The organism is Streptomyces sp. NPDC057638 (assembly GCF_042800315.1).
Classification (GTDB): domain Bacteria; phylum Actinomycetota; class Actinomycetes; order Streptomycetales; family Streptomycetaceae; genus Streptomyces.
Map to the genome: position 1 here is coordinate 1 of NZ_JBHVHF010000178.1, position 16,836 is coordinate 16,836.

Annotated in this window: 11 protein-coding genes; all 11 read right to left on the reverse strand. The window is 72.1% G+C overall.

Annotated elements, in window-relative coordinates:
- Window positions 1–124 precede the first annotated feature (124 nt).
- Entirely contained in the window at window positions 125–3,769 is a 3,645-nt protein-coding gene (locus ACFVIM_RS22520) for a LamG-like jellyroll fold domain-containing protein (RefSeq protein WP_384304062.1), read from the reverse strand.
- A gap of 324 nt (window positions 3,770–4,093) precedes the next feature.
- On the reverse strand, window positions 4,094–5,509 hold the full coding sequence (locus tag ACFVIM_RS22525) for a hypothetical protein (RefSeq protein WP_384304088.1): 1,416 nt from the start codon (window positions 5,507–5,509) through the stop codon (window positions 4,094–4,096).
- A gap of 326 nt (window positions 5,510–5,835) precedes the next feature.
- Window positions 5,836–7,473, reverse strand: a complete 1,638-nt coding sequence (gene cimA / locus ACFVIM_RS22530; protein ID WP_384304064.1) for a citramalate synthase — start codon at window positions 7,471–7,473, stop codon at window positions 5,836–5,838.
- 453 nt (window positions 7,474–7,926) lie between these two features.
- The gene (locus ACFVIM_RS22535; RefSeq protein ID WP_384304067.1) at window positions 7,927–9,252 is read right to left on the reverse strand and encodes an MFS transporter; all 1,326 of its coding nucleotides are present in this window, start codon (window positions 9,250–9,252) and stop codon (window positions 7,927–7,929) included.
- Window positions 9,253–9,402: 150 nt separating this feature from the next.
- The gene (locus ACFVIM_RS22540) at window positions 9,403–10,017 is read right to left on the reverse strand and encodes a TetR/AcrR family transcriptional regulator (RefSeq protein WP_384304070.1); all 615 of its coding nucleotides are present in this window, start codon (window positions 10,015–10,017) and stop codon (window positions 9,403–9,405) included.
- Window positions 10,018–10,174: 157 nt separating this feature from the next.
- The gene (locus ACFVIM_RS22545) at window positions 10,175–11,206 is read right to left on the reverse strand and encodes an agmatine/peptidylarginine deiminase (RefSeq protein ID WP_384304073.1); all 1,032 of its coding nucleotides are present in this window, start codon (window positions 11,204–11,206) and stop codon (window positions 10,175–10,177) included.
- Between the two features lie 30 nt (window positions 11,207–11,236).
- Window positions 11,237–12,931 (reverse strand): urease subunit alpha, encoded by a 1,695-nt coding sequence (locus tag ACFVIM_RS22550; RefSeq protein ID WP_384304076.1) that lies wholly within the window; start codon window positions 12,929–12,931, stop codon window positions 11,237–11,239.
- Complete coding sequence (ureA, locus tag ACFVIM_RS22555) at window positions 12,928–13,695, reverse strand: urease subunit gamma (RefSeq protein WP_384304079.1); 768 nt, start codon at window positions 13,693–13,695, stop codon at window positions 12,928–12,930. The genes ACFVIM_RS22550 and ureA overlap by 4 nt, the downstream gene beginning before the upstream one ends.
- A gap of 225 nt (window positions 13,696–13,920) precedes the next feature.
- Window positions 13,921–15,012, reverse strand: coding sequence for a branched-chain amino acid aminotransferase (locus tag ACFVIM_RS22560; RefSeq protein WP_384304081.1), 1,092 nt, complete (start codon window positions 15,010–15,012; stop codon window positions 13,921–13,923).
- 240 nt (window positions 15,013–15,252) lie between these two features.
- Window positions 15,253–16,293, reverse strand: a complete 1,041-nt coding sequence (locus tag ACFVIM_RS22565; RefSeq protein WP_384304084.1) for a 3-isopropylmalate dehydrogenase — start codon at window positions 16,291–16,293, stop codon at window positions 15,253–15,255.
- A 74-nt stretch (window positions 16,294–16,367) separates the two neighbouring features.
- Entirely contained in the window at window positions 16,368–16,529 is a 162-nt protein-coding gene (locus tag ACFVIM_RS22570) for a hypothetical protein (protein WP_384304086.1), read from the reverse strand.
- Window positions 16,530–16,836 lie beyond the last annotated feature (307 nt).

Consider the following 16,836-nt stretch of genomic DNA (forward strand, 5'->3'; position numbering starts at 1 on the left):
TCTGGGGGGCTCGTTTTTGTTTATAAGAGACCGGGGTTCCTGCCGGGCCGTCGATCCACGGCCGGTGTGGTGCTGGGCAGGGCGTGGGGGTCGGTCGCCTCCTGTGGAGGCGACCGGCCCTGCTTCACTCGGCCCCGGGCGTTCCCATGACCTTCTGGCTGACCTGGTCCCAGGTCATGGCACCGGTCCAGACCCGCACCTCGCGGATCGCACCCGGCAGGTAGTGGCCCGTGGTCCCCTTGGCGCTGCCCCGACCGGCGCTGAGTGCGCCCGCGCCATGCTGGGAGGTGTCGAACGCGGCGTCACTGCCCAGGGTCTGGGGGCTGTCACCGACATACAGTTCGGTTCGTCCGATCACACCGGACAAGGTGGTGGCGGTGGCGTCGTAGACCCCGGTGAGCTGGACCCAGGTGTCGAGCACGGCGGGCTCCTCCGACGGTGTGGAGGCCGTGTTCACCACCGTCCCCGTCCCACCCGTCGTCGTCCTGCCGAACCTCCACAGGAACCCGTCCGGCGCCGACGAGACCCGCTCCACCCAGATCGCCCACGTCGACTCCCGCCCGACCTGGCTGGCCTGCCCCAGCACATGGGCCCGGCCGCCGACCGGCAGGGTGAGCAGTTTGTCGCCGTCGAGCTTCACGGCGGCCGTCACCGTGAAGGAGCCGGTCTCGTCCACCACCGGGCCTTCGGTGGAGAGGAACCCGGATGTGCCGTTGAGCCGTACCTCGTTCTCGGCCGGGTCGGCGACCGCGCCGGACGCGGACAGGTCCATGGCGGCGGGCGCGTAGGGGCTCAGCTCGGGGACCTTGCCGTTGGCCGCCGAGGCGGTGTCCCAGTAGGCCACCAGTTCCGTGGCGGGGACGCTGTTGACCTCGTACCGGCTCTCCTGCGCCACCTCGTCGTCGGTGAGCGCGCGCTGCCAGACGGCGAGTTCGTCGATCCGGCCCATCAGGTGCTCACCGGCCTTCGACGCGCCCACCCTCATCCCGGCCGATGAGGCCCAGGGGATGTAGTCGGGGTTGGCCGTCTCCAGGACGACCGGGGAGCCCTGCGGGCGGCCGTTCACATAGAGCTGGATGGTGTCGTTGCTGTTCCTGGTGTCGCCCTGGGTGTCGAAGACTCCGGCGACATGGGTCCACACCCGCAGCGGGGCGTTGGCCGTGTCGGCCAGTGAGCTGATGTAGGCGGGGGTGCCCGTGTCGGTGACGCCCCGGTTGAAGACCCACTTCTTCGTGCTGCCGGAGTAGAAGAGGTTGAAGGCCGCGGTGGTGTTGGTGCCGGGAGCCGAGGCGATCACCCGGGTCTTGCCGTCGTCGTTGAGCCGGACCCAGGCGGAGACGGTGAAGGAGTCCCGGGTGTTGACCGGCGGGGCGCTGGTGCTGGCGTACGCGGTCTGCTGGGCCGGGTCGGTCACATCGTCGTTGAGCCGGAGCGAGTGGTCACCGGTCCCGCCGCGCCCGAGGGCGGACCAGTCGGCGACTCCGGCGCCCTGGTGCAGGGTGAGCGGGCGGCGGACGCCGACGGTGGCGCTGTCGGCGGCGGTGCTCACGCCGGAGCCCGGCTTGCCGTCGTTGAAGTGCCAGCGTCCCACCGCGCCCTCGGCCGGACTCACCCGGAACCGGAACAGCGTGGGCACACTGGTCCGCTCGCGGACGTCGATGGCCTCGACCTCCAGGACCTGGATCCCGGCCGTGGTCGGCCGTACCTCGACGGTCGGGGTCGCGCCGCTGGCCAGCTGGGCGCCCTGCTGGGTCCGCAGTCGCCACCGGTAGCGGGTGATGTCGGTGTCCGCGACGTTCGGACGGAAGTGGAAGGTGCCCTTCACGCCGGGGCCGCCCAGGGACGGGCAGTCGTTGGAGGAGACGCATTCCTGGTAGACCGAGGCGGCCGTCACCCGCGGCTCCTTCGGCGCCACCGCGTCCAGCCTGAAGTAGCACCAGCGCCGGTACCCGGACGAGATGGCCGTCGTCACGCCCTCGTACGTCCAGAACGACTGGGTCAGCGAGCGCACCCGGTAGAGCGAGCCGTCCACACCGCCGGGCAGCCGCTTGCCGGTGAGGTCGCCGTTGACCAGGTAGCCCGAGGTCGGCATGTTGAACTGGGACACCTGCCAGGTGCCGTCGGGCATCTTCCGCTCGTACCAGAAGTGGGAGCGCAGCGAGCCCTGCTCGCCCAGGCCCGGCTTGGGGGTGACCGCGGTGCGCACCCGGGTGAGCAGCATCGGGTCGGGGCGGGTGACGATCGTCGGGGTCTGGTCGGAGACGGAGCACTGTTCGTCGTCACCGTTGCCCGGGATCACCCCGTCGTCGGTCGGGACGCCCGGCTTGAGTACGTACACCACCTGGAGTTCCGCGTTCTCCTTGAACCGCTTCCAGGCGTCCGCGTTGCCCTCGTCCTGGGCGCGCAGCATCAGGGTGAGCCGCTTGAAGCCGCCTTCGGCGAAGGAGCGGACGGTCTTGGTGAGGTTCTCCTCGGGTTCCGAAGGGGAGTCGTTGAACTCGATCCAGCGGTCGGGCTGGGCGGGGGTGCAGTAGTCGCCCCGGCCCGCCGAGACCTGGCGGTCGCCCATCAGGTCGAGCTGCTTGGGGCCGGGCCAGCGGGTGGCGGAGGAGATGTTGTCGGTGCGCCAGAGCTGGAGCCAGTGCGGGGTGCAGGAGAAGGACCAGGTCTCGTAGGCCCGGAAGGTGGCGTCGATGACGTGCTTGCCCGCCAGCGCGGTGGGGGCGAACTCGAAGTACATCCGGTTGGTGTGGTCGGCGTCGCAGTAGTAGGGGCCGACGCGGTAGCAGCGGCCGACGCCGAGGTCGCCGGTGAAGTCCCAGAAGCGGTCGCCGTCGGAGGACAGGACCGTGCGGGCGGAGACGCCGACGCCGAGGGAGGGGTCGATATAGACGGGGTAGACGGTCGCGGGGCCGCGCAGCAGGGCGAGGTCGGGGCTGACCGCGACCGTCCCGGCGCCGACCCGTACGGGCAGTTCGGCGCTGGCGTCGCCCTTGCCGGGGGCGGTGTTCTCGGCCGCCGCCGTGCCCTGTGTCGCAGGCGTGCCGTCCGCCGTCGCGGTACGGGAGGACTGAGCCGTACGAGAGGACTCGGCCGTACGAGAGGACTCGGCCGTGTGGGAGGGCGACGCTCCCGTGGCGACCGCCCCCGTCGGCGTCCCTGGCGTCCCTCCCGCCGAGTCCCACATCAGCCCCGGCGGCCCGGCGAAGACGGTGTTGCCGTCCTCGTCGAAGGCGCGCAGCCCGCCGCCCTCGCCCGGGGCGACGGTCAGCCCGTCCGAGGTGACCGGGAGGGTGACCTGCTCCAGCGCCGGGTTGGCGGCGGCCTGGGCCGACTTGACGACGAGAACCTCGTGGTAGCCCTCGGTGGTCGCGGTCAGCCGCAGGTCGACCCCGGGGAGGACTTCCGGGTAGGTGGCGGTGTCGCCCTGGAGGGTGGGCGTGGGCAGCCGTCCGGGCCAGCCGAGGGTGACCGAGCCCTTGGCGCCGGAGAGGCGGATCATGTGTGTGCCGTCGCCGCCGCCGGAGAAGGCGAGTCCGACGGCGGCGGCCTTGGGGCCGACGGTGCCGTCGGGGCGGCGTTCCAGGGTGGTGTCGAGTTCACGCCAGGTGCCGTCGGGCAGCTTCGCCCGCTGGGGGGTGACGGACTGGCTGAGGGTGTAGGTGCCGTCGGGGTTGGCGGTGGTCCGGCTGTACTCGGTGCGCTCGGAGACCACCTCCACGGGGGCTCCGGTGGCTTTGGCCCGCTCACTGGCGGAACCTTTCTGCAATGCCGGACGTCCTCCTGGGGGGCTGGCGGTGGACGCCGCGTGGGCCGGGGCGGACAACAGCCCCGCCGTCAACGCGGACACGATCAGCGCCACACGGGTACGCACCCGTCGTGGGCGTGCGGACACAGCTCACCCCACCCCCGGGTCCTCCCCGGACCCGTTCTCCCGATGTAAACGATCAGTAAAGATCGGCACACGGAATGTAGCGGGGCCATGAAGGCGGGACAAGGGTCCAGACGGCTTTGACCTGCGGAGTTGCAGGAAGCTGACCCCCTGATAAACAAGATCAAGTGGGCGGTGATCGCCTTAGATGATCACGTATCACTAGAAACCTCCGCCCCCCATGTCTCCCCCACCACCCCAGTCACCCCCACCCGCGTCACCGCCCCACCCGCCGCCGTCGCCCCATCCGCCACCGTCACCACCGCCGCCACCGCCACCGCCACCGCCACCGTCACTGGACGAACCGTCGAAGCCCTCGGCGCCGCCGTCCGCGCCGTACGCCGGGGAGGACAGGGCGCCGCCGAGCAGGGTCCCCGCGAGCAGGGCGGGCAGCAGTCCGCCCGCGAAGTAGCCGCCCGCCCAGGGGCCGTAGGCCGGGCCCGCGTCCCAGTAGGGGCGGCGGCCGGTGGGGGTGTCGACCGTGCGGGATTCCGGTGGCAGACCATCGGCCAGCCGGGCGGCGTCGGCGGCGCAGACCGGGACCTCGCGGGGGGAGCCGGACGGCGGGGTCCAGGTGGCGTCGGCGACGGACGGGCCGTGGCGGGGGTCGAAGAAGCACGGCGGGCGGCGCTCGGGGAGCGGACGGCCGGTTCGGCGGGCGTCCAGGGCGGCCAGGTTGAAGCGGCCGTCCTCGATCGTCCGGGTCACCTCCCGTACGTCCGAGGGGTGGCGCGCGGCCGCCATCAGGGACTTCGCCCGCTCGTAGGAGTCCAGCGCCCGCTCGTAGTCGGCCCGCATGGCGTCGTCGGCGCCCGGCTCCGACGGATGGAAGTCCAGCCGGTCGAGTTCCTCCCCGTACGCGGTGATGTCCTCGTCCACGACCACGCGCAGCCGGGCGAGCGCCTCACGTTCCCCGGCCTCGCGCCGGGAGCGGTTGTGGCGCACCACCGCGTAGGCGCCCATCGCGCCCGCGACCAGCACCGCGCCGAAGGCGATGAGCGCGCCCGTGTTGGCGGGGCCGCCGCTGCCGCTGGGCGGGGCCCAGGTGGCGGGGGCGCGGCCGTTCATCTGGGGCAGTGCCTGGTCGGCGAAGTTGTCGAGCTGGGTGGCCGCGTCGGCGCCTGGGGGCGTACGGACATCGTCCACCAGGGTCCGTACGGCCGGGGTCGGCAGCACCCGGGCGTCGGCGCCCGCGTTGAAGCGGTCACCGAGGCGTACGGCGTAGAGACCGGCCCGTCCGGTCTCGGCGCGCAGCGTCCGCAGCACCGTGTCCGGCGGGAACTCGGGGGCGGCGGGCAGCACCGCGACGAAGAGGGGGCGGTCGGCGTCGCGGATCTTCCGGGCGAGCGCGTCCGCGTCGGTGCGGGAGAGCTGCGCGGCGGCCCGGGGGTCGACATAGACCGGGCCGCGCGCGAAGGCCTCGGCGACAGCGGCGGGGCCGGTGGCGGCCGTCGGGGTGGTGGCCACGGCGCCGATACGGTCGGCGGCGGTCCACGCCACCGGTACGGCATCGGCGGCGCCCCCGTCGGGGCCGCCCGCGACCACCAGTGGCGCGGACACGGTCGGCACGGACACCATCGGCGCGGACACCGCCGACGGAGACCCCACCGACCGGGACACCGCCGGCAGGGACCCCACCGGCAGGGGCGCGGCCGTCTCCGCCGCCGCTCCGGGGTGGGACACCGGGAGCGCCAGCAGCAGTCCGGACAGGCCGGCCAGACACACACGACTCACACGGCCCGTACGGCACACACGACCCGCGCGACCCGCGCGACCTGTGCGACCTGTGCGACCCGCGCGAACTGTCCAGACAGAGAACGACCGGGGCGTCATGGTTCGACGCTACCGAATCACCCCATACCTCACATATCCATAGCCAGAGCCCTCCGGCTCCCGGGCGGCGTTTAGTCGACCGGTGCGACCCCCGCCTTCAGCAGCCCGTAGGTGTACGCGTCCTCCAGCGCCTGCCAGGACGCGGCGATCACGTTCTCCGCCACGCCGACCGTCGACCACTCCCCCGTACCGTCACTGGTCGTGATCAGCACCCGGGTGGTGGACTCCGTACCGTGACGGCCCTCCAGGATCCGGACCTTGTAGTCGACCAGCTCCAGCTTGGCCAGCGGCGGGTAGAAGCGCTCCAGCGCCACCCGCATCGCCCGGTCCAGGGCGTTGACCGGGCCGTTGCCCTCGGCGGTGGCGACGATGCGCTCGCCCTTGGCCCAGAGCTTGACCGTGGCCTCGTTGGCGTGGGTGCCGTCGGGGCGGTCCTCGACGATCGCCCGCCAGGACTCGGTACGGAAGTACCGGCGCGGGCCGCCCTCGGCCTCGGCGCGCAGCAGCAGCTCGAAGGAGGCGTCGGCGGCCTCGTAGGTGTACCCCTTCAGCTCGCGTTCCTTGACCCGCTCGACCACCCGGCCGACCAGTTCGCGGTCGCCGCCCAGATCGACGCCCAGCTCCTTGCCCTTGAGCTCGATCGAGGCGCGGCCCGCCATGTCGGAGACCAGCATCCGCATGGTGTTGCCGACCCGCTCGGGGTCGATGTGCTGGTAGAGGTCCGGGTCGACCTTGATCGCGGAGGCGTGCAGGCCCGCCTTGTGGGCGAAGGCCGAGACGCCGACGTACGGCTGGTGGGTGGAGGGCGTCAGATTGACGACCTCGGCGATGGCGTGGGAGATGCGGGTCATCTCGGCGAGGGAGCCCTCGGGGAGGACCTTCTGGCCGTACTTCAGCTCCAGCGCGGCGACGACGGGGAAGAGGTTGGCGTTGCCGACCCGCTCGCCGTAGCCGTTGGCGGTGCACTGGACGTGGGTGGCGCCCGCGTCGACGGCGGCCAGGGTGTTGGCCACGGCGCAGCCCGTGTCGTCCTGGGCGTGGATGCCGAGCCGGGCGCCGGTGTCGGCGAGGACGGTGGCGACGACGGCCTGGATCTGGGCGGGCAGCATCCCGCCGTTGGTGTCGCACAGCACGACCACGTCGGCGCCCGCCTCGGCGGCGGTACGCACCACGGCCTTGGCGTACTCGGGGTTGGCCCGGTAGCCGTCGAAGAAGTGCTCGGCGTCGACGAAGACCCGGCGGCCCTGCTCCCGGAGGTGGGAGACGGTGTCCCGCACCATCTCCAGGTTCTCCTCCAGCGTGGTCCGCAGGGCCTTCTCGACATGACGGTCATGGGCCTTGGCGACCAGGGTGATCACGGGGGCGCCGGACTCCAGCAGCGCGCGGACCTGGGGGTCGTCGGCAGCCCGCCCGCCCGCGCGGCGGGTGGCGCCGAAGGCCACCAGCTGGGCGTGGCGGAAGGTGATCTCCCGCTGGGCGCGCGCGAAGAACTCGGTGTCCCGGGGGTTGGCCCCCGGCCAGCCGCCCTCGATGAAGGCGACCCCGAAGTCGTCGAGGTGGCGGGCGATGGTCAGCTTGTCGGCGACCGTGAGGTTGATGCCCTCGCGCTGGGCGCCGTCCCGGAGGGTGGTGTCGAAGACGTGGAAGCCGTCGTCGGCACGGCGGCCGTCGCCGGATGCCGGGGCCTGGTCGGTGGCCTTACTGGTCATGACTGTCTTGCTCCTGTCGGGTGAGTGGCTCCCGGAATGTCTGGATCCACTGCCCCCATCTTCGCGTGCCTCCGTTTCCCCTCCGGGGTCGGGCCGGGAAACGAAAAAACCCCTCGCGGATGCGAGAGGTCTGCGCGCGGGTCTGGGGCACGGTGGCCGTTCCGTACGGGGTGGTACGGACGGTCACTGCGGACCGGCGCGCTCGCTGCCGATAATCATGGCGTAGTGAGGCACGGTGCAGAGTCTGCCACAGGGGGGTGTCCGCCGGGACGTACGGTCTCACCATCCGGGCAGATGTCGACCCATTGCCGGACGGGGCGGGACCGGGCGTGACGGGCAGGACGGGCGCCCGGTGCCGGACGCCCGTCACTCCTCAGCCCGGGCCGGCCCGTGTCAGCCCGCGTCCGCCCGGCCCGGCCCGCGTCCGCCCGGCCCGGCCCGTGTCAGCCCGCGTCAGCTCAGAGGAGTCGTCTCCCGCTCGGGCCGCCCCGGGGCGGGCTCCCGGCGCCCGACCCGGTTGAGGTCGATGTCCCGCGTCTCGCGCATGGCCAGGTAGACGATCAGCGAGACCGCCGCGCATCCGGCGACGTACCAGTAGAAGCCGGACTCGATCCCCGAGTCCTTGAACCACAGCGCCACGTACTCGGCCGTGCCGCCGAAGAGCGCGTTGGCGATGGCGTACGGGAGTGCCACCCCCAGCGCCCGGACGCCGGTCGGGAAGAGTTCGGCCTTCACACAGGCGTTGATCGAGGTGTACCCGGTGATGACCACCAGCGCCAGCAGCGAGAGCCCGAACGCGGGCCAGAACGATCCCGCGTGCTGGAGCAGCGTCATGATCGGCACGGTGAGGAAGGTCGAGCCGATCGCGAAGGTGATCAGCAACGGGCGCCGCCCCACCCGGTCGGAGAGCCGTCCGGCCAGCGGCTGGAGACAGGCGAAGACGATCAGCGCGCAGAAGGAGACGAGGGTGGCGGTCTCCTTGGGCAGCCCGGCCGAGTTGGAGAGGTACTTCGTCAGATAGGTGGTGTACGTGTAGTACGCGACGGTCCCGCCCATGGTCAGCGCCATGACCAGGAACGCCTCGCGCCGGTGCGACCAGAGCGCCTTCATGGTGCCCTTCTCATGGGCCGGGGTGTCGTCGGCGGACTCCTCGTACACCTCCGTCTCCAGCATGTTCCGCCGCAGATAGAAGACGACGGCCGCGCCGAGGGCGCCGATGATGAACGGGATCCGCCAGCCCCAGCTGTGCAGGGTGTCATCGGACATCGTGCGCTGGAGGATGATCTGGAGGCCCAGGCCGAGGATCTGACCGGCCGTCATCGAGACGTACTGGAAGCTGGAGGCGAAGCCCCGGTGCTGGGGCGCGGACGCCTCGGTGAGATAGGTGGCGCTGGCGGCGTACTCACCGCCGACGGAGAGCCCTTGGAGCAGCCGGGCGATCAGCAGGACGGCGGCGCCGCCGTATCCCGCGACCGAGTAGGTCGGGGCGACGGCGATCAGCAGCGCCGAGGCGGACATCAGGGTCACGGTGAGGGTCAGGGCGGCTTTGCGGCCCTTGCGGTCGCCGACGCGGCCGAGCAGCCAGCCGCCGACGGGCCGCATGAAGAACCCGACCGCGAAGATGCCCGCCGTGTTCATGAGTTTCGCGGTGTCGTTCCCCTCCGGGAAGAACGCGCCCGCGAAGTACGTGGCGAAGCTCGCGTAGACGAACCAGTCGAACCACTCGACCATGTTTCCGGCCGAGCCGACCCAGATCTTCTTCCAGTGCTCTCGTCCCATGGACGCTCACCGTGCCCGCGCCCCGGTGGGCCCGACAAGGGTCAACCCGACAACGATCGGGCGTACTTGCGTACGTTGCGTTCCCTGGACCGCACCGAGCGTGGCGGCGAGGATGCCGTCACGCGGCGGTGCGCGGCGGGGCCGGTCCTCTCAGCCGACGGGCGGCGCCAGGACCGACTCGGTGAGGAACTCGTCCAGATGGGCGAGGGCGTGCGCGCGGGTGAGGCCGGGCAGCCCGACGGTGACATGGACGCTGAAGCCGTCGAGGAGGGCGCGCAGCCGGGTGGCGGCGCGGTCGGGGTCGAGGCGGCGGAACTCGCCCCGGGAGACGCCCTCGGCGAGCAGCGCGGCCAGATCGCGGTGCCAGGCGCGTTCGATGGCGGCCTGGCGGGCGCGGGCGTCGTCACCGGCGCTCTGGGAGCGCTGCCAGACCTCCAGCCAGAGGGTCCAGTGCGGATCGCGCGGCCCGTCGGGGAGGTACAGCTCGGCGTAGGCGGTCAGCCGGGCGGCGGCGGGGTCCTGCCGGGAGAGCAGTTCTCCCCGGCGGGCGCCGAGGCGTTCCTCGCTCCACTCCAGGGTCCGCAGCAGGAGTTCGTCCTTGGTGCGGAAGTAGTAGAGGAGGTGGCCACTGCTCATGCCGACCTCGCGGCCGAGTCCCGCCATGGTCAGCCCGTCGAGCCCGCGCTCGGCGATGGTGGCCATGGCGGCGGCGAGGACGGACTCGCGGGGCGGCGCGACGTTGCGGCGCCGGGTGGGCGGGGTCATTCCGCCTCCCCGGTGCCGGAGGGGGGTGGGAGCGGCATGTTCACCCGTCCGTTGTACACCCCGTCCGGCGCCCACCCGTCCGTCACGCCCAGGTCCGTCACGCTCATGCCCGCCGCGCTCATGCCCGCCGTACCCACGCCGCCCGCCGTACGCCGCGTCAGGGCCGGAGCCACGCGGGCGCGGGCTGCTGCTGGGTGACGCAGTGGATGCCTCCCCCGCCCGCGAAGAGCGTACGGGCGTCGACGAGGACCACCTCGCGGCCGGGGTGGAGCGCGCGGAAGACGGCCGCGGCCTCCTCGTCGCGAGGGTCGTCGAAGGCGCAGAGGATCACCGCGCCGTTGCAGAGGTAGTGGTTGATGTACGAGTAGTCGGCCCAGCCGCCGTCCTCGGTGCGGACGGCGGTCGGCGCGGGCACCTCGACCACCTCGACCGGGCGTCCCCTGGCGTCGGTCTGGGCGCGCAGGAAGGCGACGTTCTCCTGGCAGGGGCCGTGGTCGGGGTGGGTGGGGTCGGGCTGGGTGTGGGCGACGATCACACCGGGGGCCGCGAAGGCGGCGACGATGTCGACATGGCCGAGGGTGCCGTAACCGTGCGGCGGGTAGTCGGCGGTCAGCCCGCGCCGCAGCCAGATGGCCTTGGTGGTGCCGAGGCGGGCGTGGATCTCGGCCTCCACCCGCTCCCTGGTCCAGCCGGGGTTGCGCTCGGGGCCGAGCTGCACGGTCTCGGTGAGCAGGACGGTGCCCTCGCCGTCGACATGGATCCCGCCGCCCTCGTTGGTGAGCGGGGAGGGATGGACGGGGACACCGGCCAGCGCCGCGACCTCGCGGGCGATGGCGGCGTCATGGGTCCAGGAGGCCCACTCCTGGGCGCCCCAGCCGTTGAAGACCCAGTCGACGGCGGCCAGCCGGGTGCCGTCGGTGACGAAGGTGGGGCCGATATCGCGCATCCAGGCGTCGTCCAGCCGCCGTTCGACCAGCTCGACCTCGGGGCCGAGCAGGGCACGGGCCTCCTCCGTCCCACCGGGCGGGACCACCATCGTGACCGGTTCGAACCGCCGTACGGCACGGGCCACGGCCGCCCAGGCGCGGCGGGACCGGGCCAGCTCACCGGGGCCGAAGGTGGTGTTGGGGACCGGCCAGGCCATCCAGGTGCGCTCATGGGGCGCCCACTCGGGCGGCATACGGAACATGGGGCTCCTGTCAGCGGAGGTCGAGGGACATCAGAGGAAGTAGAGGCGGTTCAGGGAGACCGTCTCGGCCGGGTCGGAGCGGATCGGGTCGCCGTCGAGGGTGACCCCTCCGGTACGGGCGTCCACGGCGACCGCGCCCAGCCGGGTGTTGCGGTGCAGGTCGGCGGGGCCGATGCCGCGGGTGCCCCGGACGGCGACCCGGCGGCGCCGGGTGGGCATCGCGTCGGCGCCGAGATCGACGGCGGCCCCCGCGACGAAGGCCACGGAGATCTCGGCGGCGGTCGCGCCGTAACCGCCGAACTGGGGACCGAGGACGAGGGGTTCACAGGTGTCGGTGGCGGCGTTGGGGTCGCCGGTCACCCCGTACGCGGGGAAGCCGGACTTCAGCACGAGCTGTGGCTTGGCGCCGAAGAACTCGGGGCGCCAGAGCACCAGGTCGGCCAGCTTGCCCACCTCGATGGAGCCGACCTCATGGGCGAGGCCGTGCGCGATGGCGGGGTTGAGGGTCAGCTTGGCGGCATAGCGCAGCACCCGGCCGTTGTCGTCGTGCGGACCGTCGCCGTCCACCGGGCCGCGTTCGGCCTTCATCTTCCCGGCCATGGCGAAGGTACGGCGGACGGTCTCGCCCGCGCGGCCCATGCCCTGGGCGTCCGAGGAGGTGATGCCGATGGCCCCGAGATCATGGAGGACGTCCTCGGCGCCCATCGTCCCGGCGCGGATCCGGTCCCGGGCCATGGCCGCGTCACCGGGCAGGTCGGTCTTCAGATCGTGGACGGAGACGATCATCCCGTAGTGCTCGGCGACGGCGTCCCGGCCGAAGGGGAGCGTCGGGTTGGTGGAGGAGCCGATGACGTTGGGCACCCCGGCCATCTTGAGGACATTCGGTACGTGTCCGCCGCCGCAGCCCTCGATATGGAAGGCGTGGATGGTGCGGCCCTCCAGCACCCGGAGGGTGTCCTCCACGGAGAGGCACTCGTTGAGGCCGTCGCTGTGCAGGGCGACCTGGACGTCGTACTCCTCGGCCACCCGCAGCGCGGTGTCCAGGGCACGGGTGTGGGCGCCCATGTCCTCATGCACCTTGAACCCGCAGGCACCGCCCTCGGCGAGCGCCTCCACCAGCGGCGCGGCGCCCGAGGAGGAACCGCGGCCGAGGAAGCCGATATTGACCGGCCAGGCGTCGAAGGCGCTGAAGGCGTGGCGCAGCGCCCAGGGCGAGTTGACGCCGACACCCCACACCGGACCGAACTCCTGGCCGATGATCGTGGTGACACCGGAGGCCAGCGACGCCTCCATCACCCGGGGCGAGAGCAGATGCACATGGGTGTCGACGGCGCCCGCGGTGGCGATCAGCCCCTCGCCGGAGACGATGGTGGTCCCGGTGCCGGTGACGACGTCGACCCCGTCGAGGGTGTCGGGGTTCCCGGCGCGCCCGATGGCGGCGATCCTGCCCTCCCGTACCCCGATGGAGACCTTGCGGATGCCCTGTACGGCGTCGATGACGAGGACGTTGCTGATGACGAGGTCACAGGTCTCGCGCACGGCGGCGGCCTTGAGGTGGAGTCCGTCGCGGGCGGTCTTGCCGAAGCCCGCGAGGAACTCGTCGCCGTAGGACTGCGAGTCCGACTCCACCCGGACGACCAGCCCGGTGTCCCCGAGGACGACCCGGTCCCCGGCGCGGGGGCCGTGGACGGCGGCGTAGTCACGGGGGTCGATGGGGGCGCTCATCGGCGTTCCTCCGGTCGGGGAGCGGCCGGGCCGTTCGTCTCGGGCGGTACGGGGGTTCCGCCGGCGCCGCCGGGCGGGACAGCGCCCCGGTAGCCGCAGGCGGCGGCCCGGCGCAGGGCCTCCTCCTTGGCTCCGGGAGCGTCCAGCGGGCCGTCCACCAGGCCCGCGAAGCCGATCGCCACCCGGTCACCGCCGATCGGGACGAGCCCCACCTCGGCCGTGCCCCCCGGGTCGAACCGGACGGAGGAGCCCGCCGGGACGCTCAGCCGCATCCCGTAGGCGGCGGCGCGGTCGAACTCCAGCCGGGGGTTGGCCTCGAAGAGATGGAAGTGGGAGGTGACGCTGACGGGGACATCGGCGGTGTTGCGCACGGTGAGCGTGAGGACGGGCGGGGGGTCCTGGTGCGGGGGGCCGGGGAGCAGCGCGCCGGGAGGCTGGTGCGCGCTCCCGGGGCTGGAATCCGGGGCGATGGGGTGCTCCACGACGGCCAGCCGGGAGCCGTCGTCGAAGACGGCCTCCACATGGACCTCGGTCACCACGTCCGCGACGCCCGGGAGCACATCCTGCGGCCCGAGCACCGACCGCGCGGCCTCGATCGCCTCCGCGAGCCGTCGGCCGTCCCGCGCGGCCTCGCACACGGTGTCCGCGATGAGGGCGGTGGCCTCGGGGACGTTGAGCCGGAGCCCGCGCGCCCTGCGGGCGCGTGCCAGCTCGGCGGCGCTGAAGAGGAGGAGCCGGTCCCTCTCGGTGGGTGTCAGCCTCATGGGACCCCCTTTCGAGCGCCACTCTAACCATCACCCCGGCCGGGGGGAACCCTTCACTCACCCCAATTCGAGCATCACTCAAAACTCGCCCGCCATCGCCGCCCACACCACCTCACCGGGCCGATGCGCCCGCGTGAGAAATGGGACCGGGTCCGGAACGGGGTGCGCCCCACCGCGAGGGGTGGGGCGCATACAAGGGAGGAACGGGCGGGCGGACCCAGCGGGTCAGGCGCCCAGCGGGTGCATCCAGCCGTGGGCGTCCTCGGCGACACCGGTCTGGATGTCCAGCAGCGCCTTGCGCAGCCGCAGCGTCACCGGCCCCGGCGTCCCATCCCCCTGCGTCCAGTCCGCCCCGGCCGACCGCACGGTCCCGACCGGCGTGATCACCGCCGCCGTACCGCAGGCGAAGACCTCCTTCAGCTCACCGCTCTCGGTGTCCCGCTTCCACTGCTCGGTGGAGATCCGGCCCTCCTCCGCCGAGTACCCGAGGTCCTTGGCGAGGGCGAGGAGGGAGTCGCGGGTGATCCCGGCGAGGAGGGAGCCGGTCAGCTCGGGGGTGACGATCCGGTCCCCGTACACGAAGTACAGGTTCATCCCGCCCATCTCCTCGACCCAGCGGTGCTCCAGCGCGTCGAGCCAGACGACCTGGTCGCAGCCCTTCGCGGCGGCCTCGGCCTGGGCGAGCAGGGAGGCCGCGTAGTTGCCGCCGGTCTTGGCGAAGCCCATGCCGCCGGGGACGGCGCGGACATAGTTCTCGGAGAGCCAGACGGAGACCGGCTGGACGCCACCGGGGAAGTAGGAGGCGGCCGGGGAGGCGATGACCACGAAGAGGTACTCGTTGGCGGGGCGGACACCGAGCCCGACCTCGGTGGCGATCATGAACGGCCGCAGGTAGAGGGAGGCTTCGCCGCCATGGCCGGGAACCCACGCCTTGTCCTGGCGCACCAGCGCGTCACAGGCGGCGACGAAGAGCTCCGTCGGCAGCTCGGGCATGGCGAGCCTGCGGGCGGAGCGCTGGAAGCGCTCGGCGTTGGCCTCGGGGCGGAAGGTGGCGACCGTGCCGTCGGGGCCCCGGTAGGCCTTGAGTCCCTCGAAGATCTCCTGCGCGTAGTGCAGGGTCATATTGGCCGGGTCGAGCGAGAGGGGACCGTACGGGGTGAGTTCGGCGTCGTGCCAGCCGCGCCCCTCGGTCCACTTGATGGTCACCATGTGGTCGGTGAAGTGGCGGCCGAACCCGGGGTCGGCGAGGATCGCCGCGCGCTCGGTGTCGGAGAGCGGGTGCGAGGAGGGCTTCAGCTCGATCGAGGGCGTCGTCATGAGTGCAAATGTCCTTCACCGTATGGATGTGACGGACCGCGCCCACGCCGCTACAGGTGCTAGGACGTCCGAGCAAACCCGCCTGCCACGGCCCGGTTCGATTATCGCTCGGCCGGGCGGTGGCCGGAAACAGGGTACGACGGAGTGGTGGCGGTCCCGGTTCGATGGTGCACCCGGGAGCCACGCGAACAGAAGCCGCCGGGTGCTGGGAAGCGACCCGGCGGCTTGGGGGACGTCGGGTCAGCTCGCTACGCGTACCGCGAGCGCGTCACCGATCTGGTCCGTCGTACGGAACGTACCGTCCCGCTCCGCGAGATCGGCCGAGACGGCCTCCTCGATACGGGCGGCTTCGGCGGTGAGGCCGAGGTGGCGCAGCAGCAGGGCGACCGAGAGGACGGTGGCCGTCGGGTCGGCCTTGCCGGTGCCCGCGATGTCGGGCGCGGAGCCGTGGACCGGCTCGAACATCGACGGGAAGGTGCCGCTCGGGTTGATGTTGCCGGAGGCGGCCAGGCCGATGCCTCCGGTCACGGCGGCGGCGAGGTCGGTGAGGATGTCACCGAAGAGGTTGTCCGTGACGATGACGTCGAAGCGCTCCGGCTGGGTGACGAAGAAGATCGTCGCGGCGTCGACGTGCAGATAGTCGGTGGTGACCTCGGGGTACTCGGTGGCCACCCGGTCGAAGATGTTCTTCCAGAGGTGGCCCGCGTAGACGAGCACGTTGTTCTTGTGCACCAGCGTCAGCTTCTTGCGGGGGCGGGCGTCGGCCCGCTCGAACGCGTCACGGACGACGCGCTCCACACCGTAGGCCGTGTTCACGCTGACCTCGGTGGCGACCTCGGCGGGCGTACCGGTACGCAGAGAGCCACCGTTGCCCGTGTAGGGACCCTCGGTGCCCTCGCGGACGACGACGAAGTCGATCTCCGGCGTACCGGCCAGCGGCGTGGCGGTGTTGGGGAAGAGCTTGGAGGGGCGCAGGTTCACATAGTGGTCGAACGCGAAACGGAGCTTGAGCAGCAGCCCGCGCTCCAGCACCCCGGAGGGCACGGACGGGTCGCCGATGGCGCCGAGCAGGATCGCGTCATGGCCCTTGAGGGCCTCCAGCTCCGCGTCGGGGAGGGTCTCCCCGGTGCGGTGCCAGCGCTGGGCGCCGAGGTCGTACTCCTTGGTCTCCAGCTTCACGTCCTGCGGAAGGACCGCGGACAGGACCTTCAGGCCCTGGGCCACGACTTCCTGGCCGATTCCGTCACCGGGGATCACTGCGAGATTGATGCTGCGAGACATGCGGGCACCCTACTCCCCGTCCCACCCCATGACATACGACGTCCACCATGTGGACTCGGCGGGGCAGAGGGGGCTCAGTGGCCGGTGGCGCCGCCGTTGTCGCGGCGGTCGAGGGCGCGCTGGAGCGCGGCGGCGGCGTTACGGCGGTCGTACTCACTGGCGCGGCGCACCCGGGCCGCACGGCTGGCGGCGGGGTGAACGGCAGACGGGGCGCGGCGGACGGTCTCAGCGGACATGATGATCGACTCCTTGGAGATCACGGGGGATGTCAAAGGCGCCGGAGGGGGCGGGGAGCGCGCCGCAGGGGTTGCCTGCCAGGGGCACGGACTCGGACCGCCACTTCGCTGGATCGAGCGAGACGTTCGGCTCGTACCACGTTAGATCAGCGGAGCCGCACTGTCTCCACAGTTAGTCGGACTTCCTACTATCTGAGACGGCGATCATGAAACCCCCAGGTCATGGGGCCTGTCTCCGGGTGGGCCGCATCACGGCCCGCACCGGCACCGCGCAGAAACCACCGCACCCCGCCACTCGTCACACGAG